The following is a 26,554-nucleotide window of genomic DNA, read 5'->3' on the forward strand; positions in this document are numbered from 1 at the left end:
GAACTTTCGGATAAAGTTCTGCTTGAGCCGTATGTTTGGAAACGGACACGTACGGTTCTTAAGAGGGTGCGGACGAGCAATCGTCCAATCCTATCTAACTTTCTTGCCATCTCCTTGTGCAATTCATCCTCGACTTAAGAAGTCAAGGTATTCTTGCCTACTTTAGATAATAATTTTCCCTAAGCTCATTCATATCAGTTTCATCAGCCTTTTCACTAAGCATTTCCTCGATAACCTCACCCAATGAAACACATTTAAGATCTGCAATGAGATTCAATTTCTTATGCAATTCCCCATTGAGTGTGACGGTTACTTTTTTTGGAATATCTTCTATAGCATAGCAGCCACTGTCCTTTTTTGCTGCAAGTTCAAGCTGAAAATTAATGACCTCATTTTTAATTTTATCCTCAAAGAAAACATCTTTGAACTCCCCAATCAGCTCATCAAACTGCAGAGATCTTCTAAGCAAATCAGCTTTAATAAGCTTCAGGTTGTCCCTTTCATCATCATTTTTGGCATCGACTTTATCAAGTGATTTCAAAGCCAATTTTCGAGTATCAACTGCAAGATTGTCGTCATTATCATCACAAACCCATGCACAATGCAAAAGAGAATAGAATTCTAAGTCGTGAATATCATTAGCCTTTGATATTAAATGATGCCTATAAAATCTTTTGGCCAAATCTGATTTGAAATCATGGCCCCCACAGGTGAGATACTCATCGCTTTTAAGAAAATCAGGAGCCACTTTAACATGAGTTTGTTCAATGTCTCTTGCAACGAATCCGCAGTGAGGACATTCCTGAAGCCATGCAAACATACTGCTTCTTTGCATTTCAGAAGGTCTTAAGTCCAAATCAGGATATCCCCAAGTACTTGTACTTGTCAGAATAGACTGTGGTGATGTTTCAGTGCAAATTGCACATTTTTTATCTAAATCTATAACAGTGGTCATACCATTACAATGTATCTATGATGTATTTAAACCTTTTGAAGGAAAGCAAAATATGCACATGAAAAATAGCAGATTCTGATCAACATCAAAATTAAAAAAAAGTAAAGTAAATGCCAAGGCAGTTACTTTTAAGTTGTGGTATTAATTGAGACAGTTAAGTGCCTCCGGTCAAATCTTCGTTAACTTAAAAAGAAAGGGGAGAAATATTATTCTCCATCAGCATATCTGTTTAAAGATTTAACATTGATTGTGCTGTTTTGAACAGCTTCAATAGCATTTAAAACAGCTCTTGCACCGGCCAAAGTGGTAACATATGGTATACCTAACTCAATAGCCAAACGTCTGATAATGTAACCGTCTTTTGCAGACTGTTTACCTTCAGAGGTGTTGATAATCAAGTCAATTTCCTTGTTCAGGATTGCATCCTTGATGTTTGGTGAACCCTGTGACACTTTTAGGACTTTTTCAACACTGTCCAATCCGGTTGCTTCACCAGTACCTGCTGTAGCCACCAAATCAAATCCTAGGTTAGCTGCCTTTTCAGCAATTGGTCTGATTTTTTTCTTATCGGTTTCTTTTACACTGATAAATATTTTACCTTCTTTAGGCAGTTCCATACCCGCTGAAAGCTGTGATTTGTAAAATGCCATTCCGAAAGTTTCATCTATACCAATACTTTCACCTGTGGATTTCATTTCAGGTCCAAGAACAGTATCGGATTCAGGCAGTTTCAGGAATGGGAATACAGATTCTTTTACAGCCACATGATCTATTTTAATTTCTTTGGTTAAATCAAAGTCTCTGAGTTTGGCACCATTCATAATCCATGTTGCAACCTTAGCTAATGGAACGCCGATAGCCTTACTTACAAACGGAACTGTCCTACTTGCACGAGGGTTAGCTTCGATAATGTAGACCATTTCCTCATCAAGTTTTACAGCATATTGTATGTTCATTAAACCTTTAACATCCAATTCCAATGCAAGTTTTCTTGAATTTTCACGGATGGTATTCAATATATGTTCAGGTATTGTTTGAGGAGGTATTACACATGCGGAGTCTCCAGAGTGCACACCTGCTTCTTCAATGTGTTCCATGATACCTGCAATGAATACGTCTTCACCGTCACATAACAGGTCGACATCCAATTCAATAGCATCTTCCAGGAACTTGTCCACAAGAATTGGATGGTCAGGAGATACCTTTACAGCTTCCTTCATATATTCCTCAAGTTCTGTGACATCATAAACGATTTCCATTGCCCTTCCACCGATAACGTATGAAGGACGTACAAGTACCGGGAATGTGATTCTTTCAGCAATTTCTTTTGCTTCTTCAAATGAATTAGCTGTTCCGTATGGTGCCTGGTGAATGTGTAATTTTTCAAGAAGTTCTGCAAACAATTCACGGTCTTCAACACGGTCGATACTTTCGTATGGTGTTCCCCATATTTTAACACCTGCGTTAGCCAGAGGCACAGCAAGGTTGATGGAGGTCTGACCACCGAACTGTACGATTACACCGTCAGGTTTTTCCTGTTCAATAACTCCCATTACATCCTCAAATGTTAATGGTTCAAAGAACAGCTTATCTGAAATGTCATAATCTGTACTTACAGTTTCAGGGTTGTTGTTAATCAGAATAGTTTCAATTCCTTCATCTTTTAAAGCCAAGGATGAATGTACACAACAGTAATCGAATTCGATTCCCTGACCAATTCTGATTGGTCCTGCACCAAGAATTACAACTTTCTTCTTGTTGGTTGAAGTCAATTCGTTTCCTTTGTCATAACTGCTGTAGTAGTACGGCGTTTTTGCTTCAAATTCAGCAGCACAGGTATCTACCATCTTGTATGATTGTTTGATGTTGTATTTTGAAAGTCTGTTTCTGATGTACTCTTCAGTTTGGCCTGAAAGTTCTGCAAGACGTTTGTTTGAACAGCCAATTTGTTTTGCTTTTCTGAGATAATCCTCATCATCCAGTTTATCGGCAGTTACACCGTTTTCGAAGTTTACGATGTTTCTGATTTTATAAAGGAAGAAATTGTCGATTTTTGTAAGTTCCCTTATTCTATCAATGTCCATTCCGTCCTTAATGGCTGAATAGATTTGGAAATAAATTAAGTCAGTCGGATGAGATAAATCTTCTTCTGTGTATTCGACATATTCAAATCCGTCAAAACCCATGTCAAGTGATCTTAATGCCTTTTGGAACGCCTCTTCAAAGGTTCTTCCGATAGCCATTACTTCACCTGTTGCCTTCATTTGAACACCAACCTCACGGCTGATTCCTTTGAACTTGTCAAATGGCCATCTTGGGATTTTGATAACCACATAATCGATTGCAGGCTCAAATGATGCAGGGGTTTCTTTGGTAATGTCGTTTTTAATTTCATCCAAAGTCATTCCGAGAGCGATTTTGGATGATATTTTTGCAATTGGATAACCGGTTGCTTTTGATGCAAGTGCACTACTCCTTGATACACGAGGGTTTACCTCAATAACCTTGTATTCATCGGTTTCAGGGTTTAGTGCAAATTGAATGTTACATCCTCCACGGATTCCTAATGCTCTGATGATTTTAATGGATGCGTCACGCATTTTCTGGATGGTTTCGTCACAAAGGTTTTGGATTGGAGCGACAACCACACTGTCTCCTGTGTGTATACCCATAGGGTCGATGTTTTCCATGGTACATACGATGATACAGGTATCTTCCTTATCCCTCATTACCTCGAATTCTATTTCTTTCCAACCGAGAACTGATTCGTCGATTAGCACCTGGTTGATGAAACTCATGTCCAATCCGTGATTTGCAATTTCTATCAATTCTTCCTGGTTGTGGGCAATTCCTCCACCGGTTCCACCTAATGTGAATGCAGGCCTGACAATAACAGGGTATCCTATATCCTTAACGGCTTCAAGTGCAGCGTCCACACTTTCAACAGCATGACATTTAGGAATTTCTTCCCCGATTTCTTCCATAAGGTTTGCGAACAGATCACGATCTTCCACATCCTTGATGGTTTGAACATCAGAACCTAATACTTTAATTCCTTCAAGTAATCCTAAATCTCCAAGACCTGTTGCAATGTTTAATCCGGTTTGTCCACCCATTGTTGGTAAAATAGCATCAATATCCTCTTCCTCTATGATTTTTGCAACAACTTCAGGAGTTAATGGTTCAGTATAAACAGTGTCTGCCATATCAATATCAGTTTGTATGGTAGCAGGATTACTGTTAACAAGTACGGTTTCTATACCTTCTTCTCTTAATGATTTACATGCTTGTGAACCTGAATAATCGAACTCTGCAGCTTGTCCAATTTGAATAGGTCCAGATCCAATAATTAAAACTTTTTTAATATCCTTATCAACTGGCATATGTAATCCCCTTCCTTAATAATCATCCATCATTTGGCTAAACTCATCAAAAGTATTTCTTGTATCATTTGGACCAGGTCCCGCTTCAGGGTGGTACTGTATACAACGCATTGGGAGTTCTTTGTGAGAAATACCCTCAGGAGTTCCATCATTTAAGTTAACATGAGTTAAAACTAAATCGGTTTCTTTCAAGGATTCCTTATCAATGGTAAATCCGTGGTTTTGTGATGTGATATAGACTTTACCAGTGTTTAAATCTTTAACCGGCTGGTTTTCACCACGGTGACCAAATTTCATTTTATAGGATCTTGCACCGAAAGATTTAGCAATCAATTGTTGACCCATACAGATTCCGAAGATTGGAAGTCTGTTGGCTAATTTTTTCAGGGTTTCAATAGTTTCAGTTACTCTGTCAGGATTTCCAGGTCCTGAAGTAATCATCAAACCATTAGGAGAGTAATCCAAAACAGTTTTATAATCAGTATCATAAGGGAAAAGTATTACTCCAATATCCCTCTCTAAAAATGAGTTAATAATGTTCTTTTTAACACCACAGTCAATCAAAGCAACTTTTTTATCGGCATCCTCATTGAATACCTTGATTTCTTTTGTGGATACCAATGGCACAACATCAATATCCTCAATGCTTGGCTGAGATTTTGCCATTTCAATCAATTTGTCATCGGCAATGTCTTCAGTTGTAATTGCTGCTTTAAGGGAACCCCTTTCACGAATCTTGAGTGTTAAGTCACGTGTATCAATTCCACTTATACCAGGGGTTTTAAATTCTTTTAAAAATTCATCCAATGTTTTTTGAGGTCCAAAATTAGAGACTTCACGGCAGACCTCACGACAAACAAATCCTTCAACCTGAATCTTATCAGATTGATACCACTTCTCACTTACCCCATGATTACCTTCTAAAGGATAAGTAGACATCAATATCTCTCCTTTAAAAGACGGATCAGTTAGTGATTCGGTGTAACCACCCATACCGGTAGAAAAAACAAGTTCTCCTAATTTAGTGGTTTCATGACCGAATGCTTCACCTTTTAAAACAGTTCCATCTTCCAAAGCTAATTTAGCTATTTTTACCATTAAATCACCATTTTAAGAAAATATAATTCTCTATCTTTTATATATTTTATTTTACTATATTATTAAACTTTGTTTTTTTGAAGTTTTGATTAAGATTTTAGAAATTAAATTAAAATTATTGAATATTATTCTACAAAAATGACCTTATCAATCAACAACAATAATGTCAACAGCGCCACAACATATCCAACAAATAATAGTGGGAGATAACAAATAGTCAATTCAGCTTTCAACACTTACTTTTAATTATCAGTAAGGACAAAATTAATTCAGAAATTAAAAAGGGAAAATCAATGACCAATACGGAAAAATTAGCCAAAAAACATCTGAAAAATCCTAATGACTACAACAGGTTTAAAAAGCTAATCAAAGAAACCAAAATCTATAATGCTCCGGATTCACTGACCGGAGAGCTGAGGCCCTACCAAAAGATAGGCTATTCCTGGCTGATTCAAAACATAAGATACAAGTTCGGAAGCATATTGGCCGATGACATGGGGCTCGGTAAAACAATACAGGTGCTGTCCGCAATACTATTTTACAAGGAACATGAGATGCTGGAGGACAAGTCATCACTGATCATTGTCCCTCCAACACTGATATCCAATTGGGAAAACGAGATAAAGAAATTCACACCTGAACTGACCTATTATATCTATCACGGGTCAAACAGAACATTTCCCCTGGAAAGTTATGACATCATTCTGACTTCCTACGGCGTTGTCCGCCTTGATTTGGACATGTTCGTAGATGAAAAATGGTTCTTATGCGTCATTGATGAAGCCCAAAACATCAAAAATCCCAATACAGAACAGACAAAGGCAATAAAGGAAATCCGGGCAAGAACAAAAATTGCATTGACAGGTACTCCAATCGAAAACAAGCTGATGGACTACTGGTCAATATTTGATTTTGTAAACAAGGGATATCTATCCACAAAGGATGACTTCAAAAGAAACTATGTCGTTCCTATTGAAAAACTGGAAGATGAAGAGACTTTGGAAAATTTAAGAACAATAGCCAAACCATTTGTCATGAGACGCCTCAAAACCGATGAGGACATCAAAAAGGAACTGCCGGAGAAATTCATTAATGACATTTACTGCAGCCTATCCAAAAAGCAGATCAAGTTGTATAATGCCATTCTGGACGAGATATTCTTCGATATTGAAAACTCCAAGGGAATCCAGAGAAAAGGAATTATTTTAAAAATATTGACTGCTCTTAAACAGACCTGCAACCATCCTGCACAGTTTCTGGACATCAAAAAACCTACAATCAAGGAATCCGGAAAAATGGAACTGCTTGTGAATATTTTAGAAAACATTCTGGACAATGATGAAAAGGTCATAATATTTACCCAATACGTCGAGATGGGCAAGCTGATACAGGAACTTATATCCAAAAAGTTCAAACAGGAGGTGCTGTTCCTGCACGGTTCACAAACCCTTAAAGAAAAGACAAGAATCATCGACACATTCCAGGAAGACCCGGACTACAAGATTTTTGTCGCCACACTCAAGACTGGAGGAACAGGTCTCAACCTGACCGCCGCACAGAATGTGATCCATTATGACCTGTGGTGGAATCCTGCAGTTGAAAATCAGGCAACGGACAGGGTTCACCGTATAGGACAGGATAAGGATGTGATGGTTTACCGGTTCATCACCAAGGGAACACTTGAAGAGACCATTGATGCCATAAGCAAGCACAAAACAGATCTTGCAAGCAAATCCATCAGCAATGACGAGACATTCATTACCGAAATGAACAATGAAGAGTTGAAAGAGGTATTGTCCCTGAGATTATGATTCATCAAATCCCAAGGAGAAGTTCAGGCTCCTTGATGAATGGGTAAGGGCCCCTATTGAGATTATGTCCACGCCCAGATTGGCATAATCCAAAATTGTTTCATCAGTTATTCCACCGGAAACTTCAATCAATGAATTTTGACGAATATTTAAATTTTCAAGGTTGTCTATGACTTCTTTTACCTCCTTTGGACCCATATTGTCAAGCATGACGATATCGGCACCATTTTTTACACAGTCAATGGCATCGCCCAGGGTTTCCACCTCAATTTCTATTTTTTTAGAAAAGCTTACATGTTTCTTTGCCCTTAAAAGCGCATCAAGAGGACCATCACAGGTTGCTATATGATTGTCCTTGATTAAGACCATATCATCCAGACTGAAACGGTGAGTATCCGCACCACCAACTTTCAATGCATATTTATCGAATTTGGCTAATGCCGGAGAGGTTTTGCGTGTTCCGGCAACCCGAACGTCACAGTCTCCAACCAACTCAACATAATGGTTGGCGGCTGTTGCGACACCACTCATCCTCATGACCAGATTAAGTGCAGTTCTCTCCAAAAGAAGGATTGTCCTTGCATCCCCTCTCAGTGATATCAAAACGTCCCCTTTTGAGATTTTACTGCCTTCCTTTATCCAGAATAAAACCTTGACACCATATTCCTCAAACAACTCACGGACGATATCAATTCCTGCAAGAATACCCTCATCTTTTGATTTGATGGCTGCATCAACAACCTTACCTTCTTCCACAACCGCATCAGATGTGATATCTCCAAATCCCTCATCTTCAGCCAACATATACTCAATAATCTTATCCAAAAAATCACCTAAAAATTTAATATAATTATGAATATATATTAGTTTAAGAACTATAAAAAGTGATTATATAATGGAAATAATATTTTTAGGAACTTCCTCAGCAGTTCATTCAAAAGATAGAAATCATCCCTCAATTGCCATTAAGGCATTCGGAGAGATATTTTTATTTGATTGCGGTGAAGCAACACAAAGACAACTACTTTACACCAACGTAAGCCCTATGAAAATTTCTAAAATATTCATCACACACTATCACGGAGACCATATACTCGGTCTTCCGGGACTTCTGCAATCAATGAGCCTGAATGGCAGGGAAACAAAGCTGACAATTTACGGCCCTAAAGGGTTGAATAAAATAAAAGATGCAATATACTCCTTAGGTTATTGTGCAATCGAATATCCTGTTGAATTCGTTGAAATAGATTCCGGAATAATTATAGAAAACGAAACCTATTTTATCGAAGCCCAAAGGGTCAAGCACAATGTCCCAGCATTAGCATACTCTATTGAAGAGAAGAAAAAACCTAGATTCTTAAGGGAAAAGGCCATAGAGTTGGGCGTGCCGGTTGGTCCCGCTTTTGGAAAACTGCACAATGGTGAAGAAGTAGAAATTGACGGAAAAATTATCAAACCAGAACAGGTACTGGGAGAGCCTAGAAAAGGAACCAAAGTTACATATTCAGGAGATACAAGGCCTTGCGAGGAGATGATTATGCTGGCACGTGATTCAACACTGCTCATACATGAATCAACATTCATTCAAAAGCAGAAACTGAATGCAGAAGAATATGGGCATTCAACATCTGTTGATGCGGCATACATAGCAAAAGATTCCAACAGTAAAGAACTGATTCTGACACATATAAGTACACGTTACGGCGATGATTATGCAGACATTATGCTAAAAGAAGCACAGGAGATCTTTGAAAATACCAAATTAGCCAAAGATTTCCTAGAAATTGAATTGTGATGATACCATGAATTTACCAAATATAGACGAAGCGACAATGAAATTACTGACCATTATGGTCATTATCGCCATAACATTTATACTGACAAGGTTGATTGCCTTTTCAATGAAACACATGAAAAGGTTCAAAAAGGATATGACTGCAGTATATCTTATCAGAGACATTATCAGTTTCATCATTTATTTTGTTGCAGTCATGACCATTCTGCAAATATTCGGAATCAATCTTACAGGAACCCTCTTGAGTTTAGGTATTGTGGGTATTGCTCTGAGTTTTGCTGCAAAAGACCTCATATCCAATTTGTTTTCAGGAATCCTGTTAATTTTGAGCAGAAGTGTTAAGGTAGGTGATACGCTTGAGGTTGATGGTGAAAAAGGTTATGTTGAAAGAATTTCACTCCGATCAACAATAATAACCAATGATTACGGCGTTAAAAATCACATTCCAAATTCAATCTTAACAAACAATGAATATCTGCAGTATAAAGCTCCTGAAAAGTATAGGGTCGACATTTTTGGAGGATTGCCTTTAAATATTGACCTCGAAGAATTTAAAGATTATATCATAAATAAAATGGAAAGCTATCCTGCAATAAGTGACACACCCCATCCGGATGTTTATGCAAAAGACATCAGTTTTAAACAAACTAAGTTTAAAGTGTCATTTTGGGTAAAAGACTTTAATAATAAAGACAAATATAAAATAATAATCACTAATGACATTAGAAAATATGTACAACAAGGTGAAAATAATGAGTAGCGCCCTTCAAGAGGAAATTTTAAGATTAAAAGAAGAAAAAAATGCAATAATCCTTGCTCACAATTATCAGCCAAAAGAAGTTCAGGAAATAGCCGATTTCCTTGGAGATTCATTGGAATTATGTATCAAAGCATCACAAATTGATGATAAAGACCTGGTAATCTTTTGTGGTGTTGACTTTATGGCAGAAACTGCATTTATCCTAAATCCGGATAAAAAAATTGTAATTCCAACCATGGAGGCCGAATGTCCTATGGCACATATGCTTCCTGAAGAGGAACTGTTAAAGGCAAAAGAGGAACATCCTGATGCAGGAGTCATATTATACGTAAACAGTATTGCTGAGGCAAAACAGCACGCAGACACATTATGTACTTCAGCTAATGCAGTTAAAGTTACTGAAAGCCTGCCTCATGATAAAATTCTATTCGGACCAGACAAAAACCTGGGAACACATGTGGCTGAAAAAACAGATAAGGAAATAATCCCAGTTCCTAGTGATGGACACTGTTATGTTCACAGACTGTTCCATGTAGAAGATGTTGAGCTCAAAAGACAGGAATATCCTAATGCTGAGATAATATGCCATCCCGAATGTGATTTGAAAGTTCAAAAGGCATGTGACGTTGTAATGTCCACCGGAGGAATGCTAAAACATATCGCTGAAAGTGAAAAAGAAGAATTCGTTATCGGAACTGAAGTCGATATGATCACCAGAATCAATTCAGAGGTTCCTGGAAAAAAACTTTATCCATTACTTGAAGGGGCAATCTGTAAAACAATGAAACTACACACCCTTGAACTGATTAGAGATTCACTTGTAAATGAAGCTCCGGAAGTAACATTACCCAAAGATGTTGCTGAAAAATCAAGAAAAGCAGTCCAACACATGTTGGACGTATCCAAATAGCTAGTCTAACTAGCTACTTTACTTATTTTTTACATTATCTAAAAAATTGTTCAACTCATCCTCGATCAGAGGATAGTCTTCATAGGTTGCATAATCCGCACTTGGCTCAAGCAAAATTATTTTAGAGTTTTCAATCAATTCTTCAATTGGCATTACATCAAATTTTGGAGAATAATACATATCATTTTTTGAACTGATAATTAAAGCTTTAGCCTTTATGTTTTTTAACTTATCTTCAACATCATACTCCAAAACTGCATCATTACGTAGTTTAAAATCATAAATATCTACAAACAGCCCATCATCAACAAAATCATCCATCAAAACATCGATTTCATCATTTGTCATATTGTGAAATACCTGTTTGGAAAAATAATTGGAATATAACAATTTATTTATGGAAACCATCATACGGGATAGTGAATCACTGTATATGTCTGAATAAAAATCATCTGAAGATTCAATTATGCTTTCCATACATTTGGAAACAACATACCTGTACCCATTTGTTTTAAATGCAGTGCTTGAACAAATAATGAAGTCCAGTTCATCTGGGTAATCGCAAGCCCATGTATATGCTTCATATCCACCAACTCCTCGGCTGATTATTCCATGAACATTTTCTATATTGAACCTTTCCTTTAAAAATTGTCTTTTGAAATTTACCCTATCTTTTATGGTATATTTTGGAAAGTTATGTTTTAAATCGGTTGTTGATGGACAGCAGGAATTTGGAAAACCAAGTGAAGTGATTGAGATAAAATAGTATTTTTCAAAATCGAATGGTTTGCCTTTAGCAGTGAGTCTGAATATATCATCCAGTGAAGAATAAGAACCGTTAAATCTGTGGCAGTACAAAATGACATTTGTCATGTTCCCCTCATCATCAAACTTGGGAGTTCCCTTTGCCATGTACTCAACATCAACATTCTCAAGAACACTTCCTGATTCGAATTCAAAACTATCCATAGTGTACTTATCATACCCTATAAAAATTTCCTCACTGTTTGTCAAGATATCACAACCAACTATTTGAAGTAGATAAATAATTATAAATTAAACAAACTATATAAAATTACCTAAAAAAATACTATAAAACAATAATACATTTTAATAATAGTTTACAGTACAGTATTAAAAACTATATTACATATCTTCAAGAAAACTGCTTAAAAAAACCATCATTTCAATTTCTTCACGGGAAATGAAATCCTCCAATCTGAATTTGGCAACTTCACTTTGAAACGGATACAGCTCATCATCAAAATCCATAGTTATTATAAGATTATCCCCCGCAATTTCAGTATTTTCAGTCAGGTTTTCATTTAAAAATTCCAATTGATTGACAGCCAGGCCTGAAACTGTGTATTCTACAAAATTTCTTTCACCCTGACCATAATCTGTTATATTAACATCCATACAAATTCTCCATGAAATCTTTTAATTGATCAGAAATTGTTTCAAGTTCATTAAAACACAAATGTCCCAATTCAGAATCCATGACAATAAGTCTTGCACCGTCAATCATTTCAGACATAGGAATTCCGTCAAATTCCGGAGGAAAATGAGGATCCTGTTTGCATGATATGATTAAAACATTTGAGGTTACCCTGTCCAGCTCATCTTCAACATTGAAATTCATGCATGCCTCGTTGCAGTATTTCAAATCATAGATGTCTGTTTCAAGCATTTCATTTCCAAAGTTTTCAAATTCAATTGCCAGTTCATCATTGGACATGTCCCTTAGTGATTTGTGGGAAAGTCCGAAATTAAATTCAGCAAGATTGGCCAACCTTAATGTTCTGATTAGTGAATAGGTCATTTCGCCTTTTGCATAATCGGGATCAGAAGTTATTATCTCGTCAACAAATTTTGAAAGAATGAAGTCATGGCCCGCAACCTTATAGCTGCTTACTCCGGTGATGATGAAATCAGCATAATCAGGATAATTAATGGCCAAAGTCAATGCAACAAAACCTCCCATGGAATTGCCTATAATTCCTAAAACATGGGAAATATTGAATTTTTCCTTAAGAAACTGCATTTGAAATTTTGCAACATCCAAAATGGAATATTTGGGAAATTTGTTTTTTAAATCTGTAAGTGATGGGGAACATGAACCTGAAGAGCCCAATGGAGTTAAACAAACAAAAAAATATTTGTTTTCATCAAAAACATTGCCCTCATCAACCAATGGAGCCAATTTTTTCACACTGGAATAGTTGCCCAATGAACCTGGACAATAAATGATTGCATTTTTAATTGAACCTTCATCATCACGGATGGGAGTTCCAAAAGTCATATATTCAACTTTAACATCATTTAATAAATCGCCATTCTCAAACTCAAATGAATCCATCGTATAGTATTCATTTTTACTTTCAAAAAATTCATCATCGTAAATGTAAATTCCTCCACCAATCTTATGTTAAACTGTTTTAAAAACAAAATATTTAAATCAATCTAAACAATGTTATTGTGATGAAATATAAAATTTTAGAAAAACCAAATTGCGAAGATGCATACGATTTAATCCAAGATGCGCTTAGAAAAAGAGCTACAATACTGATTTTTGCATGCTGTAAGGTAAGTTATGAGGGAAGAGCGCTAAGTGAGCTGAATTGGGGAGAACGCATAATCATGATTAAGCCTGATGGGGCATTTCTAATCCATCAAGAAAAAAAGGTGGAGCCTGTAAACTGGCAGCCTCCAAAATCAAGAACCCGTGCATATATCAAAAATGACAATTTATTCCTTGAAAGCCACAGGAGAACACCAAAAGAGCTGTTAACTGCTGAGATTAGACAGATTCAATTCATTACCTATGCAAACATTGAAGACTTTGAAGAGCTTGAACAGGCAGGATATGAAAAGGATATGAGCGACATGATAATGGAAAAGCCTCATCTGATAGAGGAAGGCTTTACTCCAACCACAAGGGAATATAGTGTAGAGCATGGATTTATAGACATTTTGGGAAAAGACAGCGACAATAACCTAATGATTTTAGAACTCAAAGCCCGTAAAGCAGGAGTGACTGCAGTAAAACAGCTTAGAAGATACATTCAGGATATGGAAAATACGGACAACGATTATCTAAGAGAAGTTGAAGCTGAAAAGAAAAAAATAAGGGGAATTCTGGTTGCACCCGATATCATGAACGACGCATTGGAAATGATTGAAGAGGAAGGCATAGAATTTGTAGCTGTCGAACCTCCTCGTGAGTTAAAAAGAGATAAAAAAGTAACATTAGATTTCTTCTAATCTAATGCATCTTCTATTTTTTTCAGTTCATCCTGATAGAATTTTTTGGTAAATTCATTGGCAGGTGTGGAAGTTGTCACATGACAGTCCTTTTCCAATTTATAAATGAGATATTCCTCATTTTCAAGAGGGATGCTGTCCTCTTCATCCAAAACGTCAAGATCTTCCAATTCGGAGAGGATATTCTGATATTCCTCCTCTTCAAGAGCAACCACATCTTTTAATTTAATGTCTTGGATATTAGGATTCAATTGCAATGCGATTGCAACAAATCCGTTAACAGTCAAATCCCCAATGGAAAATTGGGATGCTCTGATTTCATCCATGGAAAATTTAACATGCATTATAGTATTTTTAGTAACTGGAATTTCACGGGACATGCCTATCTGATTGATTTCATAATTGTTCTTCCACTCACCAATTTTATAAACTGCATAATTTATATCATTAACATTAATCATTTTTTCATCGACCATTATATCACATTAATTAAATATATTTTTATATTATAAGTAATATATGTAATTTTTAATGGAGGTTTAAACAGTGAAAAAATGTCCTGAATGTGGAAATCCTAGTTATGATGGTGCTCCTATTTGTGGAAATTGCGGGTATAAATTCCCAAAACCAAAAGTTGAAGCCCCAAAAAAGGAAGATATTTTCAAAGAAAAACCAAGACTTGAAAAACAACCTTCAAATGACGAGGATACACTTACAATTATCAAAAATAACAAACTTGTTATTGGAGCAATATTAATTATAACTTTAATCGTTATTGGCGGAATATTATTAATGGGATCAAATAATCCTAATAATCCTAATTCTAATTCCGTACTTCAATCCGGCGATATGAAAGAATACAAAGATGCATCCTTTAGTTTCAAATATCCAAGTTCCTGGAAAGAAGTAAACGGCAGTGATGCAGAACATCCTGGAGCAGTATTTTTCCAAAATGAAGAAAATGTTACCATAGAATACTATAACATTTCCAATGATGCTAGCTCCATCAAGGAAATTACTCAAGACAGAATTAGTGTTGCTCAAACCCAAAACGATTATGTTGAACTTGTAGAGACAATAACTTTAGATGGTAGAAATTCATCAAATATGATATTAGAAAACGCTGATGGAGATTACACCAGATACGTTTCAATGTTTAGTGAAGGAGAACTCTATGTCTTTAAGATAACAGGAAGTTCTGAAAATTCACTTACTTCTGAAGCTATTGAAAATACAATACATTCAGCAGATATTGCTTAAGTATGATTTAAATCATACTTCTTTTTTTATTTTTTAGTGTTAATATGACAAAAATAAGACTTGCACTTTGTCAAATGAATGTTATTGACAATAAAAAGGCCAATATTGAAAAGGCAGAATCAATGATATGTCAAAGTGTTGACAGGAATGCCGATTTTATAGTTTTACCAGAAATGTTCAATTGTCCATATTCCAATGACAAGTTTATCGAATATGGAGAAAAGGAATCCGAAAGCATTACTCTGAAATACATATCAAAATTGGCAAAACAGCATAATGTTTATATTCTTGCAGGATCAATTCCTGAAAGGGAAAATGACAAATTATACAACACCAGTTACCTTTTTGACAAGACAGGTTCAGTTATAGCCAAGCATAGAAAAATGCATCTTTTTGATATCGACGTTACCGGAAAAATCACATTTAAGGAATCTGACGTTTTAACAGCTGGCGATGACTTTACAGTAGCCGATACGGAATTTGGAAGAATCGGTATGGGAATATGCTATGATGTTCGTTTTGTTGAACTTGCAAGAATAATGGTTGAAAACGGTGCGGAAATATTATTTTATCCCGGCGCATTCAATCAAACTACCGGACCTGCCCATTGGGAGCTGTTGTTTCGCTCAAGAGCTCTGGACAATCAGGTTTTCTGTGTTGGTGTTGCACCTGCACTGAATATGGATGCATCCTACCACAGCTATGGCCATTCTATCGTGACCAATCCATGGGGAGAGGTTGTTTGCCAAGCAGATGAAAAAGAAGATTTGATAATCTGCGAAATTGATTTGGATGAAATAAAAAAAGTAAGACAAGAACTTCCTGTTTTAAAGAACAAACGGGAAGATCTCTATGAAGTGAAATTCAAATAGTTATTCCAATTTTGCCAATCTCTTTTCAAAATAGGAGAGTTTTTTGTCATTGTCGGCAAAGACTTCAATTGCAGTCTTAATCACTCTGACTTCATTGTCATAATCATTGGCTTTCCTATATAGGACACATAATCTTTTGTATGGGGCATCCTTAGGTTGTTTTGCTTCAACATAACGTTCATATTCTTTAATAGCCTTTTGAACATTAGTCTTTTCCATTTCCTTTATTGTACTCATTGGAATGACTTTAACTATTGTTTCACCGGATTTCTTTGCCTTTTGTCTTTTTTGTGCCTTTTTGATAGCCTTATTACATGACTTTTTAAAGTCCTTATCATCTTCACCTTTTCTTGCATCCTTGATTAACTTGATGGACTCATCTGTAGCCAAATCTCCTAATGCCTGAATGGCTGCAAGTTTTACACCCCAATCCTCATCTTCAAGACATTTGGCAATTGATTCAAGTTCTTCATTGGCCTGGAGTTCACCAAGTGCACGTACCGCAACTTTTCTAACTCCAAAGTCCTCATCATCAGTGGCGTCCACAAAGTATGGAATGACTTTTTTGTCTTCGGTCTCCTTAAGAGCAAATGCGAGAAAACGTTTATCCTTTCCTTCAGCGTTTTCAAACTCTTCGATTAACTTGTCAACTGCAACATCACCCATACTGCCTAAAATTTCTGCAGCCTTGAATCTGACTTGAGCATTTTCATCAGTGGTTGCTTTAATTAACGGTTCAATAGCTTCCTCATCAGTAATGCCTACCAATGATTCGATTGCTTCCTTTCTAACTTTAACATCATCACTTGATAAATTGTTAATAGCATCATTAAAATTTAAATTAGACATGATTATAATTAGATTTTAAGAATATATAAACATTTGAATTGCATTTTAAAGTCAATGCAATTATTGAAAAAAAAATTGTAAAATCACTAAAAAAAGAAAAATAAAATTGAAAATAAAATTTTCAATTTAAATACAGGTATATCCACCGTCTACAGCAATTGCTTGACCAGTTACGTAACTGGATTTAGGGGATGCTAAGTATACAACAGTGGAATCTAATTCTCCGTCAACACCAGATCTTCCAACAGGTACAACGGTTTTTGTGTATGCTTTGTATTCATCGTTGTCAATGGTTGAACGAGTTAATTCAGTTGGGAAGGTACCTGGACAGATTGCATTTACGGTAATGTTGTATTTTGCCCATTCAGCTGCTAATTGTCTTGTGAGGTTTACTACTCCACCTTTTGCTGCTGCGTATGGGGATGTTGGTGTTGCCATGGTTCCAACTAAACCGAACATGGATGCAGTGTTGATGATTCTTCCGTATTTTTGTGGAATCATTGCTTCACGTGCTACAGCTCTGGACATTTTGAATGTACCGGTTAAGTCTACATCAACGGTTTTGTTCCATTCGTCATCAGTTAATAATTCTGCTTCTTTTGTAGCTCCGTATCCTGCGTTGTTGTGGAGAATGTCTATTCTTCCAAAGTGGTCCATAACTTCTTTAACACATGCTTCTACACTTTCAGTGTCGGTTACATCACATACTACACCGATGCAGTCTACACCAAGTTCTTTGATTTCTTCTGCTACTTGGTCTAATCTTTCTTTCCTTCTTCCGGTGACGACGATGTTTGCGCCGTATCTTGCGTATGCTTTTGCCATGTCTACTCCGATACCGGAGGATGCTCCACTGACAAGTGCTACTTGTCCTGATAAATTAAATAAATCATTCATTTTATTACCACCTTAGGCATATAGCCTATGTATAATATATATTATAAACCAAGTATATAATAATTTTTATTTACCTAAATTATAAAAAAATTAAATGAAATGCAGAATTTGGTAATAAATAATAGACAATCATAATAAATTGATTAATATAAAATTTAAACATTATCCCAACTTAATAAAAAAAAATATCAAAATTAATACAAATCGAATTAATACATCAAACACACCATTAAATATAAAGAAAATTAAACAGTTAATCATAACTTCAAAAATAAATTACATTATGTTGAGGAAAAAAATATGATTGAAGAGCAAACTAAAAACTACACCAAAAAGCAAATTTTTAAAACATTGCACCCATGGGTTAGAAAATGGTTTGACTCACAGTTCGATGATTTCACACCTGCCCAAAAAAGATCAATCATAGACATCCACAAGAAAAACAACATACTGATATCCTCACCTACCGGTTCGGGTAAGACACTGACCGCATTTTTATCAGTGATAAGCGAACTGACAACACTTGCCGAAAAGGACCAACTGGAGGACAAGGTTTATTGCATCTACATCTCACCGCTGAAGGCACTTGACAACGATATTGAAAAGAATCTTGACGAACCTCTGGACGGTATCGAAAAGATAGCCGGAAAAAAATTGGGAATAAGAAAAGCGGTCAGAACAGGTGACACAACACAATACCAAAGGCAAAAGATGCTTAAAAAACCACCACACATACTGATTACCACCCCAGAAACATTATCCATCCTTCTGGTGGCTCCAAAGTTCAGGAAAAAACTAAGTCATGTCAGATATCTGATTATTGATGAGATACATTCACTGGCCGAAAACAAACGGGGAGTTCATTTAAGCCTATCCCTGGAAAGACTACAGCATCTTATCGGACAATACACAAGAATCGGATTATCCGCAACTGTCAGCCCCATTGAAGAGGTCGCAAAATTCCTTGTAGGCTATGAATATGGCGTTGAAAGGAACTGTAAAATCGTCAATGTAAACTATCTGAAAGAACTTGACATGGAGGTAATGTGTCCTGTAAGCGATATTGTGCTTGCAGATGAGGAGGACACCCGGCTTGGAATGTATGACCTTTTGGACGACCTCATTCAGGAAAACAAAACCACACTGATTTTTACAAACACACGTAGCGGTACTGAAAGGTTTGTCTATAACCTGAAGAAGATGTATCCGATGAACTACAATGATTCAAACATCATGGCCCACCACTCCTCACTTTCAAAGGAAGTCAGACTGGAAACAGAAAACAAACTGAAGGAAGGAAAACTGAAGGCAGTTATTTCATCAACCTCCCTTGAACTTGGAATCGATATCGGTTATATTGATTTGGTGGTTTTGATAAACTCCCCGAAATCGGTGGCAAGAGCCCTTCAAAGAATAGGCAGAAGCGGACACAGACTGCATGAAAAGTCAAAGGGACGAATCATCGTAACCGACAGGGACGACCTTGTTGAATGTTCAGTCCTGCTTAAAAATGCCAAGGAGGGAAAAATCGACAAGATCACCATCCCGACCAACTGTCTGGATGTCCTGGCACAGCACATATACGGAATGAGTATTGAAAATCCCTGGGATATCGATTACGCTTATGACGTTATCCGCAAAAGCTACTGCTACAAAGACCTCACCCGTGACGATTATGAGGATGTCTTAAGTTATATGGCCGGAGAGTATCCCGAACTTGAAGAGCGTTACGTTTATGCAAAAATCTGGATTGACTATAAGGAAAACACATTCGGAAAACGTGGAAAACTGGCAAGAATGCTTTATTCCACAAACATCGGAACAATACCGGATTCATCAGGAGTGCTTGTAAAATGTGACGGCGAAACTGTGGGTAAAATTGAAGAGTCATTCATGGAAAGGTTAAAAAAGGGAGACACCTTCGTTTTGGGCGGAAGGACATTTAGGTTCAATTACGGAAAGGGAATGACAATAAACGTTACACCCGCAAGCGGTCCTCCAACAATCCCCTCATGGTTTTCACAGCAGCTCCCACTGTCATTTGACCTTGCAATGGACATTCAGAAATTCAGATCACACATGGAAACACGCTTTGAATACAGAAGAAGCAAGGAAGAGATAATGGAATTCATTTACGATTATTTATATGTTGATGATTTTGCGGCCAATTCCATCTACGAATACTTTGTCGAACAGTACAAATATGCCAAAATCCCCTCAAACAGATGCCTTTTAATTGAATATTACAAGGGATTCGGAGGAAGAAAGTTCGTGATTTTCCATTCACTCTTTGGCCGTAAGGTAAATGATGCACTCTCCCGTGCCGTTGCTTATGTTGTAGCCCAAAGATACAATACAAATGTCACAATATCAATTTCAGACAACGGATTTTATCTGAGCTCAGACGGAGTAATCGGAGGTTTGGAATCATTCAAGCAGTTAAATCCTGAGAATTTCGAAAGGATATTGACAAACTCCCTCAATAAAACCGAAACCCTGGCCTCACGTTTCAGACATTGTGCAGGAAGATCACTCATGACCCTCAGAAGATACAAGGGAGAGTCAAAATCCGTCGGACGCCAGCAGGTGAGGGGAAAGATACTGCTTAAGTTCGTTCAGGACATGGATGACAACTTCTCCATTTTAAAGGAAGCAAGAAGGGAAGCCATGGAAGATTACATGGACATTAAAAACGCTTTAAAAATAATAAGCATGGTCGACTCCGGAGAAATGGAGATAAAAACCATTGATACAGTCATTCCAAGTCCGTTTGCTTTCAATCTGGTTTCACAGGGATATCTTGATGTGTTGAATCAGAATGATAGAGGAGAGTTTACAAAAAGGATGCATCAGGCAATACTTGAACAGATTAAAGACAAATTGAAAGACATCTATTGAATGACAAAAAATTTTATTTATTAAGTTCAAATATATAATAAAAGGTGATATTATGGCTAAATGGGGCGCAGTATTTATTGGTTTCATACTAGCAATTATGGTAAAAGCATTCTTTGCACCTTATGAATTTATAGGATTATTGATTGTAGGATTCATTACCGGTTATATTGCTCATTCAGGAGCATTGGGCGGTTTGTGGAATGCGGCACTTGCCGGAGCATTTGGTACAATTGTTGGTGCAATACTATTTATTTTAATTGCCACATTTGGAGGTGCATTTGCTGGAATCTTTGGAGGATTGACAGGATTTGCAAGCATAATAACAATAATAGAATCCTTAATTTATTATGCAATTGTAATGGGAATTACAGGAGCATTTGGAGGAGCAATAGCTTCAAAAAATAATGGAGATAGAAAATGAACAAATTTGTAGACATAAACTTTAAAGCATTGATATTTGGAGCTGCGATAGCTGCTGCATGTATATTATTCGGATATCAAATCAACGATTGGCTTTATCCATTCTCAGCAATCGGACTTTTATATGCAGGATATGGTCAAAGCAACGTTAAAATGGGAACTCTGATGGGTGCAATAGCAGCAACCCCTATTGTTGTTTTAACATTCCAAGGATATATGGGACAGTTCAGCGGATTTTTCCTGACTGAAAACGGAATGATGGGTTTAACAGTATTGATTATTGTAGTAGGTGCATTTGTAGGTCTTGTCGGTGCATGGACAAAAAGAAGTCGTGAAAACGCCCGTGAACAATATGAGAAACAGCAAAAAATAGGTAAAAATAAAAATAAAAAGAAAAATAAAAATGAAAAATAATAACTCTATGTTATTATTTTTTCTAATTCATCTCTTTCTATACCACGTTTAATTTCTAAAGCAATTCTTCTACCCATACTCATTGGTTTACCATAGGTCAGGTAGGAGTAAGGAGAACCATCCATGAAAGTGTTTGTTCCACCGTCGGTTCTTGCACTGATTTCAAAACAGATTACTTCAAGATTATCATTTACTAATGTTTGCATACAGAATGGTCCGTTTAATCCTGGAGCAACCAATTTTTTAGCACTTTCTGTTAATTTATCAGCAATATCAAATACCTGTGGAAGTAATGATTCACGAATTACTGCAGGGTGGTTACCGGTTACAACATAAGAAGGACTTAAATCAATGTCCAATTGATCTTTTGCAGGCATTCTTACAAATCCGTCAATACTTGATTCATATCTTGTGTCCATACCCATCAATTCTACAGTGTCGTCAAGTGCTGAGTAGAAATAGTGGATACAGTAGTTACAACCTGAAACATATTCCTCAATGTGTGCAGCTTCAACATCACTGTCTTCTAACCATCCACGTGCTTTCATTGCTTCGATTTTTGCATCGAATTCTTCGGTTGATGATGCAACGAAGTATCCTCTTCCCCCTCTTGCACCAGGGAATTTAACCATTACAGGACGGTCGATTTCAGCAGGACTGTTGTATTTGAATGGAATTCTTACATCCCCTTCTACAAGCAATGCTCTTTCCTTGTCCCTTTCAGCTTCCCATCTGAGCACATCTCTGTTTCCAAACATTGGGACATTGAATTTGTCTTCAACATTGTCAAGACCTGCATATGCAACAAAAGATCCGTGCGGAACAACAATAGCATTCATATCTCTGAGTTTCTGTTGGACATCCTCATTGACTATGTCTTTGAATTCGTCAACAATAATATATTCATCTGCCACATTAAATCTTTGATAAGGAATTTCTCTTCCTTTTTGACAAACGATAGCGGTCCTAAATCCTTCTTCTTTTGCACCTTGCAAAATATGTAAAGAAGTGTGACTTCCGAGAGTAGCTATAGTGATTTCACTTTTGTCATATTTAGCCAAAATATCTAAAATATCTTCCTTTTTAACTTTGCCCATTATATCTTCTCCTAAAAGAATGATGTATAAAAATATGTTTTTTGGAATTTATAATGTTTATTATTAAAAAATTTAAAAACCAGATAAAACAAACATTATTGTAATAATTAAGGAATGAAAAAAATGTTAATTGGTTTGATTTCAGATACACACATACCAGATAGAGCAAGGGTGTTGCCCCAAAATGTTATTGATGCATTTAGTGATGTTGAATTAATCATACATGCCGGAGATTTGACTTCAATGAGCGTTATTGAAGAGTTGGAACGTATCGCTCCAGTCATGGCAGTTCAGGGAAACATGGACAGGGCCAACAGACTTGATTTACCAAAGGCAAAGGTCATTGAAGCGGAAGGCTTGAGAATTGGAGTCATACACGGAGAAGTCTATCCAAGAGCGGACAGTGACCAGTTACTGTACCTTGCAAAGGAACTGGACGTGGACATTCTTGTGTCAGGACATTCCCACCAGCCGAAAATAGAGCAAAAAGAGGGAAAACTTCTTTTAAATCCGGGCAGCCCAATCGTGCCAAGACTTGCAGACAGGACTGTGATGCTGCTTGAAATCAACAACAAGGAAGTGGACGTCGAAATAGTAAAAACCGGCTCACCAGTATGCAGTGCACTTGATTTTGACCAATACAAGAGGGATTGAAATGGGAAGCAAATGGCAAATGGAAAAACACAATGACCCATACTATAAAAAAGCTAAAAAGGAAGATTACCGCTCAAGAGCATCATATAAACTCAAACAGTTGGATAAAAAATACAAACTCATAAAAGAGGGAAATACCGTAGTGGACCTTGGAGCAGCACCTGGAGGATGGTCACAGGTTGCCCTTGAAAAGGTCGGAGAGACAGGAATTGTCGTTGGTGTTGATTTAAACAGATTCAAAAGGTTTCCCGAAGAAAACTATTACGGAATAAGAGGAGACTTTACAACTCAGGAAGTCCAGCAAAAGATAATGGAACTCATCGGAGGAAAGGCAAAGGTCGTAATGTCTGATGCATCACCTTCACTTTCCGGAATCAAAAGCATAGACCAGCTCAGGTCAATTGATTTGACATATACAGTAATCGGAATAGCAGAAAACATACTTGAACCCAAGGGAAATCTTGTCATGAAGGTATTTCAGGGTCCCGAATATAAAGAGATGCTTGATTCACTAAAAGGCAAATTTAGACATGTGAGAACAACAAAACCAGCATCATCACGTAAAAAAAGTTCTGAAATGTATGTGGTGGGCCTTGACTATATGCCTAACAAAAAAAAGAGAAAAAGAAAATAGTTTAAAGATTATTGTATGCTTCATTAGCTGTTTTGAGTTTTTCTTTGGCAAACTCGATTCTGCTGTCAACTTCATTGGATGGCTTACTTGCATCCAATGCACTTTGAACATTCTGAATCGCTGAATCCGCCCTTGTCAACTCTAATTTAGCATCATTATAAACTTTTACATCATCCGGACCGCCAGCATAAAATGTTGATTTGACACTGTCGAACTTAACAGACAAATTATTATATTCTGATTTTAACGCTGCAAGTTCGTCATATTGGGTTCCAGATGAGATTTCATTAGTAATTCCTGATGAAACCATACTATAACCTACATAAGCCACAACAATGATAGTTGATATAATCATGATGATTCCAACAACGGAAATTAGCATTGAAGTGGATTTAAATAAGCCTAATCTTGATTTTCTCATATTAACCTCAATTAAATAGTTTATCAATATAGAGTATATAGATATTACTATATTAATGTTACTTACCAAATGCTCTTGGGTAAATTTTTTTAAGTATAAGAAATTAATATTATTTCAATGAACTCTACTGCAAAAACACAAACATCAACTGCAAAATTTGAAGAATTTTTTGCTACATCCTATAAGGACGATGTATTCAGAATACTTGAAAAATATCCCGATGAGCGATCACTTACCGTAAACTATCAATCATTGGAAATATTCGATCCTGAATTAGCTGATTTATTAATTGAGAAACCTGAAGAAGTTATTCAGGCAGCTCAAATAGCTATTAAAAACATCGACCCATTGGTAAAGGATGCAGACATCAACATTCGTTTTGAAAATCTAACCAATATCATTCCACTTAAGGATCTTTTAAGTAAATATATTGGTACCTTTGTCGCAGCAGATGGAATTGTGAGAAAAACTGATGAAATAAGACCCCGTATTGAAACCGGTGTTTTTGAATGTAGAGGATGTATGAGATTGCACGAGGTCGAACAGACATCAGGAAACCACATCATAGAACCGTCTCTTTGTAGCGAATGTGGAGGAAGGTCATTCAGACTGCTCCAGGAGGAATCCAAATACATCGATACACAAACCGCAAGGATGCAGGAACCTCTGGAGAATTTGTCTGGAGGAACCGAACCTAAACAGATGTTGATGATTCTTGAAGACGATTTGGTTGATGAATTAAATCCGGGTGACAAGGTAAGGATAACCGGTACTCTAAAAACCTTCAGGGAAGAGAGAAGCGGCAAATTCAAAAACTACATTTATGTTAACCACATCGAACCGTTAGAACAGGAATTTGAGGAACTTCATCTTTCAGAAGAGGACGAGGAAAAGATTATCGAACTGTCACAGGACCCTCACATTTATGACAAGATTATCAAATCAACAGCACCGTCCATCAGAGGATACCGTGATGTTAAAGAGGCTATTGCGCTTCAATTGTTTGGAGGAGCTGCCAAACAGCTTGAAGATGAGACCAAACTGAGAGGAGACATTCACATTCTCATTGTCGGGGACCCTGGTATCGGTAAGTCCCAGATATTGAAATACGTTTCAAGACTGGCGCCAAGAAGTATCTATACAAGTGGTAAGGGTACAAGTGGTGCAGGTTTGACCGCAGCGGCAGTCAGGGACGAGCTTGGAGGATGGTCTCTTGAAGCAGGTGCATTGGTACTTGGGGACCAAGGTAACGTATGTGTTGACGAATTGGACAAAATGCGTTCCGAAGACCGTTCAGCGCTTCACGAAGCATTGGAACAACAGACTGTAAGTATTGCAAAGGCAGGAATCATGGCGACATTGAACTCAAGGTGTTCCGTTCTTGCAGCAGCAAACCCTAAATTCGGAAGGTTTGACAGATACAAGGTACTTGCAGAACAGATTGATTTACCTGCCCCTATTATTTCTCGTTTCGATTTGATTTTCGTTATTGAAGATAAACCAAGCAGAGAAGGAGACTCAAAGTTAGCAGAGCACATCCTAAAGATACATAAGGAAAATACTGTGGATTATGAAATCGAGCCTGAACTGCTTAGAAAATACATTGCATATGCCCGTAGAAACGTCAACCCTCAACTGACCGATGAGGCAAACGAAGTTCTAAAAGAGTTTTATGTAAGTACAAGAAACAGCAATCCCGAAGAACAGGGCGCTGTTCCTATTACTGCAAGGCAATTAGAAGCTATCATTCGTCTATCAGAAGCCAGTGCCAAAATCAAGCTTAAGGAATTTGTTGAAAAAGAGGACGCTGAAAAGGCTGTAAGGCTTCAGATGGCATGTCTTAAGGAAGTGGGTGTTGATCCTGAAACCGGTGAAATCGATGTAGAGATTCTCGAAGGTGGAACCCCTAAATCCGACAGAGACAAAATCCAAAGGGTAACTGAAGAGATTAAACTTCTTGAAGAGGAATTTGCAGGAGATGCACCATTAAATGTTTTACTTTCAAACATGAGCGAAAAATATGGTGTAAGTGAAGATAAAACCGAGCAAATTGTCAGAAACCTCAAGCAAAAAGGAGTAATCTTCGAACCTAATACAGGATACTTTAGACGAGTATAGTCTAAATTCCTATTTTTTATTATTTTTTACAAATTTTTCATTGA

General features: G+C 36.9%; 25 protein-coding genes. 13 read left to right on the forward strand and 12 right to left on the reverse strand.

The window, feature by feature from the left end; translation table 11 throughout:
* Positions 1-157: 157 nt before the first annotated feature.
* The 3 genes from QZV03_RS05920 to carA all read right to left on the reverse strand — a co-directional run bounded on the left by QZV03_RS05920 (position 158) and on the right by carA (position 5,436).
* Positions 158-955 (reverse strand): hypothetical protein, encoded by a 798-nt coding sequence (locus QZV03_RS05920; protein ID WP_296874788.1) that lies wholly within the window; start codon positions 953-955, stop codon positions 158-160.
* Positions 956-1,161: 206 nt separating this feature from the next.
* Positions 1,162-4,338 carry a carbamoyl-phosphate synthase large subunit gene (gene carB / locus QZV03_RS05925; protein ID WP_296874790.1) on the reverse strand — a complete coding sequence of 1,059 codons (3,177 nt, stop codon included), beginning with the start codon at positions 4,336-4,338 and terminating at the stop codon, positions 1,162-1,164.
* Positions 4,339-4,353: 15 nt separating this feature from the next.
* Entirely contained in the window at positions 4,354-5,436 is a 1,083-nt protein-coding gene (gene carA, locus QZV03_RS05930) for a glutamine-hydrolyzing carbamoyl-phosphate synthase small subunit (protein ID WP_296874814.1), read from the reverse strand.
* A 293-nt stretch (positions 5,437-5,729) separates the two neighbouring features.
* On the opposite strand from carA, the gene QZV03_RS05935 reads away from it, so the two are divergent.
* Positions 5,730-7,247 (forward strand): DEAD/DEAH box helicase, encoded by a 1,518-nt coding sequence (locus tag QZV03_RS05935; protein ID WP_296874816.1) that lies wholly within the window; start codon positions 5,730-5,732, stop codon positions 7,245-7,247.
* Here the strand turns inward: QZV03_RS05935 and nadC are convergent.
* Positions 7,242-8,072: a carboxylating nicotinate-nucleotide diphosphorylase gene (gene nadC, locus QZV03_RS05940; protein ID WP_296874818.1), complete on the reverse strand. Its 831-nt coding sequence runs from the start codon at positions 8,070-8,072 to the stop codon at positions 7,242-7,244. The two genes, QZV03_RS05935 and nadC, sit on opposite strands and share 6 nt — an antisense overlap.
* 70 nt (positions 8,073-8,142) lie before the next feature.
* Here nadC and rnz point away from each other — a divergent pair, with 70 nt between their 5' ends.
* From rnz to nadA, 3 genes are read left to right on the forward strand one after another with little or no spacing between them, the layout of a single operon-like run.
* Entirely contained in the window at positions 8,143-9,042 is a 900-nt protein-coding gene (gene rnz / locus QZV03_RS05945; protein WP_296874820.1) for a ribonuclease Z, read from the forward strand.
* 7 nt (positions 9,043-9,049) lie between these two features.
* Entirely contained in the window at positions 9,050-9,802 is a 753-nt protein-coding gene (locus QZV03_RS05950) for a mechanosensitive ion channel family protein (RefSeq protein WP_296874823.1), read from the forward strand.
* Entirely contained in the window at positions 9,795-10,712 is a 918-nt protein-coding gene (gene nadA / locus QZV03_RS05955) for a quinolinate synthase NadA (RefSeq protein ID WP_296874824.1), read from the forward strand. Before QZV03_RS05950 ends, nadA begins: the two co-directional genes overlap by 8 nt.
* A gap of 18 nt (positions 10,713-10,730) precedes the next feature.
* On the opposite strand, the gene QZV03_RS05960 is transcribed toward nadA, so the two are convergent.
* The 3 genes from QZV03_RS05960 to QZV03_RS05970 form a co-directional block, all read right to left on the reverse strand.
* Positions 10,731-11,726 (reverse strand): homoserine acetyltransferase, encoded by a 996-nt coding sequence (locus QZV03_RS05960; protein WP_296874826.1) that lies wholly within the window; start codon positions 11,724-11,726, stop codon positions 10,731-10,733.
* Positions 11,727-11,858: 132 nt separating this feature from the next.
* The gene (locus QZV03_RS05965; protein ID WP_296874828.1) at positions 11,859-12,131 is read right to left on the reverse strand and encodes a DUF5750 family protein; all 273 of its coding nucleotides are present in this window, start codon (positions 12,129-12,131) and stop codon (positions 11,859-11,861) included.
* Positions 12,121-13,071 (reverse strand): alpha/beta fold hydrolase, encoded by a 951-nt coding sequence (locus QZV03_RS05970; protein WP_296874830.1) that lies wholly within the window; start codon positions 13,069-13,071, stop codon positions 12,121-12,123. The genes QZV03_RS05965 and QZV03_RS05970 overlap by 11 nt, the downstream gene beginning before the upstream one ends.
* Positions 13,072-13,193: 122 nt before the next feature.
* On the opposite strand from QZV03_RS05970, the gene nucS reads away from it, so the two are divergent.
* Positions 13,194-13,976, forward strand: a complete 783-nt coding sequence (nucS, locus tag QZV03_RS05975; protein ID WP_296874832.1) for an endonuclease NucS — start codon at positions 13,194-13,196, stop codon at positions 13,974-13,976.
* Here nucS and QZV03_RS05980 read toward each other — a convergent pair.
* Positions 13,973-14,452 (reverse strand): hypothetical protein, encoded by a 480-nt coding sequence (locus QZV03_RS05980; RefSeq protein WP_296874834.1) that lies wholly within the window; start codon positions 14,450-14,452, stop codon positions 13,973-13,975. The two genes, nucS and QZV03_RS05980, sit on opposite strands and share 4 nt — an antisense overlap.
* Positions 14,453-14,522: 70 nt before the next feature.
* On the opposite strand from QZV03_RS05980, the gene QZV03_RS05985 reads away from it, so the two are divergent.
* Both QZV03_RS05985 and QZV03_RS05990 read left to right on the forward strand, forming a co-directional pair.
* The gene (locus QZV03_RS05985) at positions 14,523-15,236 is read left to right on the forward strand and encodes a PsbP-related protein (protein WP_296874836.1); all 714 of its coding nucleotides are present in this window, start codon (positions 14,523-14,525) and stop codon (positions 15,234-15,236) included.
* Positions 15,237-15,280: 44 nt separating this feature from the next.
* A complete protein-coding gene (locus tag QZV03_RS05990) occupies positions 15,281-16,108 on the forward strand; it encodes a carbon-nitrogen hydrolase family protein (RefSeq protein WP_296874838.1) in 828 nt (275 codons plus the stop codon).
* On the opposite strand, the gene QZV03_RS05995 is transcribed toward QZV03_RS05990, so the two are convergent.
* Positions 16,109-16,957 (reverse strand): HEAT repeat domain-containing protein, encoded by an 849-nt coding sequence (locus QZV03_RS05995; RefSeq protein WP_296874840.1) that lies wholly within the window; start codon positions 16,955-16,957, stop codon positions 16,109-16,111. It abuts the gene before it with no gap.
* Positions 16,958-17,083: 126 nt separating this feature from the next.
* Positions 17,084-17,854 carry an SDR family NAD(P)-dependent oxidoreductase gene (locus QZV03_RS06000; RefSeq protein WP_296874842.1) on the reverse strand — a complete coding sequence of 257 codons (771 nt, stop codon included), beginning with the start codon at positions 17,852-17,854 and terminating at the stop codon, positions 17,084-17,086.
* A gap of 300 nt (positions 17,855-18,154) precedes the next feature.
* Here QZV03_RS06000 and QZV03_RS06005 point away from each other — a divergent pair, with 300 nt between their 5' ends.
* From QZV03_RS06005 to QZV03_RS06015, 3 genes are read left to right on the forward strand one after another with little or no spacing between them, the layout of a single operon-like run.
* Complete coding sequence (locus tag QZV03_RS06005; protein WP_296874844.1) at positions 18,155-20,752, forward strand: ATP-dependent helicase; 2,598 nt, start codon at positions 18,155-18,157, stop codon at positions 20,750-20,752.
* Between the two features lie 52 nt (positions 20,753-20,804).
* Positions 20,805-21,173 (forward strand): DUF5518 domain-containing protein, encoded by a 369-nt coding sequence (locus tag QZV03_RS06010; protein WP_296874846.1) that lies wholly within the window; start codon positions 20,805-20,807, stop codon positions 21,171-21,173.
* Complete coding sequence (locus QZV03_RS06015) at positions 21,170-21,586, forward strand: hypothetical protein (RefSeq protein ID WP_296874848.1); 417 nt, start codon at positions 21,170-21,172, stop codon at positions 21,584-21,586. Before QZV03_RS06010 ends, QZV03_RS06015 begins: the two co-directional genes overlap by 4 nt.
* Positions 21,587-21,591: 5 nt before the next feature.
* Here the strand turns inward: QZV03_RS06015 and QZV03_RS06020 are convergent, their stop codons facing one another.
* Complete coding sequence (locus QZV03_RS06020) at positions 21,592-22,683, reverse strand: formate--phosphoribosylaminoimidazolecarboxamide ligase (RefSeq protein ID WP_296874850.1); 1,092 nt, start codon at positions 22,681-22,683, stop codon at positions 21,592-21,594.
* A 114-nt stretch (positions 22,684-22,797) separates the two neighbouring features.
* Here QZV03_RS06020 and QZV03_RS06025 point away from each other — a divergent pair, with 114 nt between their 5' ends.
* Positions 22,798-23,337: a metallophosphoesterase gene (locus tag QZV03_RS06025; protein WP_296874852.1), complete on the forward strand. Its 540-nt coding sequence runs from the start codon at positions 22,798-22,800 to the stop codon at positions 23,335-23,337.
* A gap of 1 nt (position 23,338) precedes the next feature.
* Positions 23,339-23,971, forward strand: a complete 633-nt coding sequence (locus QZV03_RS06030; RefSeq protein ID WP_296874854.1) for an RlmE family RNA methyltransferase — start codon at positions 23,339-23,341, stop codon at positions 23,969-23,971.
* A gap of 1 nt (position 23,972) precedes the next feature.
* Here the strand turns inward: QZV03_RS06030 and QZV03_RS06035 are convergent, their stop codons facing one another.
* Positions 23,973-24,392 (reverse strand): hypothetical protein, encoded by a 420-nt coding sequence (locus tag QZV03_RS06035; protein ID WP_296874856.1) that lies wholly within the window; start codon positions 24,390-24,392, stop codon positions 23,973-23,975.
* A gap of 117 nt (positions 24,393-24,509) precedes the next feature.
* On the opposite strand from QZV03_RS06035, the gene mcm reads away from it, so the two are divergent.
* A complete protein-coding gene (gene mcm, locus QZV03_RS06040; RefSeq protein WP_296874858.1) occupies positions 24,510-26,510 on the forward strand; it encodes a minichromosome maintenance protein MCM in 2,001 nt (666 codons plus the stop codon).
* Positions 26,511-26,554 lie beyond the last annotated feature (44 nt).

The organism is uncultured Methanobrevibacter sp. (assembly GCF_902788255.1).
In the GTDB taxonomy this organism is placed as follows: Archaea; Methanobacteriota; Methanobacteria; order Methanobacteriales; family Methanobacteriaceae; genus Methanocatella.